This is a genomic window from Sphingomonas sp. (genome assembly GCF_051962185.1).
GTDB lineage: Bacteria > Pseudomonadota > Alphaproteobacteria > Sphingomonadales > Sphingomonadaceae > Sphingomonas.
This window is the reverse complement of sequence record NZ_JBQCCN010000090.1, coordinates 1-2241: the sequence shown is the minus strand read 5'-3', so window position 1 is coordinate 2241 and position 2241 is coordinate 1. Positions and strand designations below refer to the sequence as shown.

Annotated in this window: 1 protein-coding gene; it reads left to right on the top strand. The window is 66.7% G+C overall.

Translation table 11 applies throughout. The features are described 5' to 3' along the window. Positions 1 to 13: 13 nt before the first annotated feature. Positions 14 to 2241, top strand: a 2228-nt coding sequence (locus tag ACTHJR_RS05440) for an efflux RND transporter permease subunit (protein WP_440522108.1), incomplete at its 3' end; no start/stop codon positions are given.

Sequence of the window (2241 nt, the reverse complement as noted above, 5' to 3'; positions counted from 1 at the left end):
AGGAACAGGAATCATGCGCCTGTCGCGCTTCTTCATCACGCGCCCGATCTTCGCCGCGGTCATCGCGGTGGTGATCACCATCATCGGCGCGATCGCCTGGGTGAGCCTGCCGGTCTCGCAATATCCCGACATCGTGCCGCCAACCGTTACGGTCAGCGCCTCCTATCCCGGCGCCTCGGCCGAGACGGTCGCGGAGACCGTCGCCGCGCCGATCGAGCAGGAGATCAACGGCGTCGACAACATGCTGTACCAGTCGAGCCAATCGACCGGCGACGGCAACGTCACCATCACCGTCACCTTCAAGCAGGGCACCAGCCTCGATGCCGCACAGGTGCTGGTGCAGAACCGCGTCGCCGTCGCGGTGCCACGCCTGCCCGAGGAAGTGCAGCGGCTGGGCGTCGTCACGCGCAAGACCTCGCCCGACTTCCTGATGGTCGTGAATTTGGTCTCGCCCGACAATTCGCTCGATCGCGGCTATCTCTCCAATTACGCGCTGACCCAGGTCCGCGACCGCCTCAGCCGCATCGACGGCGTCGGCGACGTTCGGCTGTTCGGCAGCCGCGATTACGCGATGCGCGTGTGGATCGACCCCAATCGCGCCGCCGCGCTCAACCTGACCGCGGGCGAGATCGTCCAGGCGCTGCGCGCGCAGAACGTCCAGGTCGCCGCCGGCTCACTCGGCCAGCCGCCTTATGCGCAAGGCAATGCCTTTCAGTTCAACGTCGAGACGCAGGGCCGGCTGACCGACCCCGCGCAATTCGCCAATGTCGTGATCCGTTCGGATCCCGACGGCCGCCAGGTCCGCGTGTCGGACGTCGCGCGGGTCGAGCTCGGCGCGGCCGATTACAATTCCAACACCTATCTGTCGGGCAAGCCGACCGTCGTCGTCGCGATCTTCCAGCGCCCCGGCTCGAACGCGCTCGCCGCGGCCGAGAAGGTGAAGGCGGAAATGGACGCGATGTCGGTGAAATTCCCCAAGGGGCTCGCTTACAGCGTCATCTGGAATCCGACCGACTTCATTCAGCAATCGGTCGACGCGGTGATGCACACCTTGTTCGAGGCGATCGTGCTGGTCGTGCTGGTGATCATCGTCTTCCTGCAGAAATGGCGGGCGGCGATCATCCCGGTGGTGGCGATCCCGGTCTCGCTGATCGGCACCTTCGCCGTCCTCGCCGCGTTCGGCTATTCGCTCAACAATCTGTCGCTGTTCGGCATGGTGCTGGCGATCGGCATCGTCGTCGACGACGCGATCGTCGTGGTCGAGAATGTCGAGCGCAATCTCGAACATGGGCTCAGCCCGCTCGAGGCGGCGCGGACCTCTATGGACGAAGTGTCGGCCGCGTTGGTCGCGATCGTCCTGGTGCTCTGCGCGGTGTTCGTGCCGACTTTGTTCCTGACCGGCCTGTCGGGCGCCTTCTACCAGCAATTCGCGGTGACCATCACCACCGCGACGATCATCTCGCTGCTGCTGTCGCTCACCCTCTCGCCCGCGCTCGCCGCCCTGCTGCTGCGCCCGCGCGACGAGGAGGCCACGGGCGGCCGCTTGCACCAGCTCGTGCTGGCGGCGGGCGATCGCTTCAACCGCGGCTTCGAGCGGCTGAGCAACGGCTATGCCCGCCTGACCGCGCGGCTGGTCGCGCGGCCGAAGCGGATGATGACGATCTATGCCGGCCTGATCGCGGCGACCGCCGCTTTGTTCTGGGCGACGCCGACCGGCTTCATCCCGGCGCAGGATCAGGGTTACTTCCTGACCGTCATCTCGCTGCCGCCCGGTGCCTCGGTCGAGCGCACCGACGCGGTAATGCGCAAGGTCGCCGACCGCATCCTGCCGCTGAAGGGCGTCAAGGGCGCGGTGATGCTCGCCGGGTTCGACGGGCCGTCGCAGACGCTCGCCCCGAATTCGGCCGCCGCCTACATCCCGCTCAAATCGTTCGAGGAGCGCAAGAAGCTCGGCGTGACGCTCCAGGGCATCATGGACGAGGCGCGCAAGGCGACCGGCGACATCAACGAGGCTCGGCTGATGATCGTGCCCCCGCCGCTCATCCAGGGCATCGGTTCGGCCGGCGGCTATCGCCTGATGGTCGAGGATCGCGGCGGCCATGGCTATGCCGACCTCGCCGCCAAGTCCTACGGCCTGATCGGCAAGGCCAACCAGACGCCGGGGCTGAACCAGGTCTATACCTTCTTCGACACCAACACGCCGCGCGTCTTCGCCGATATCGACCGCGCCAAGGCCGACCT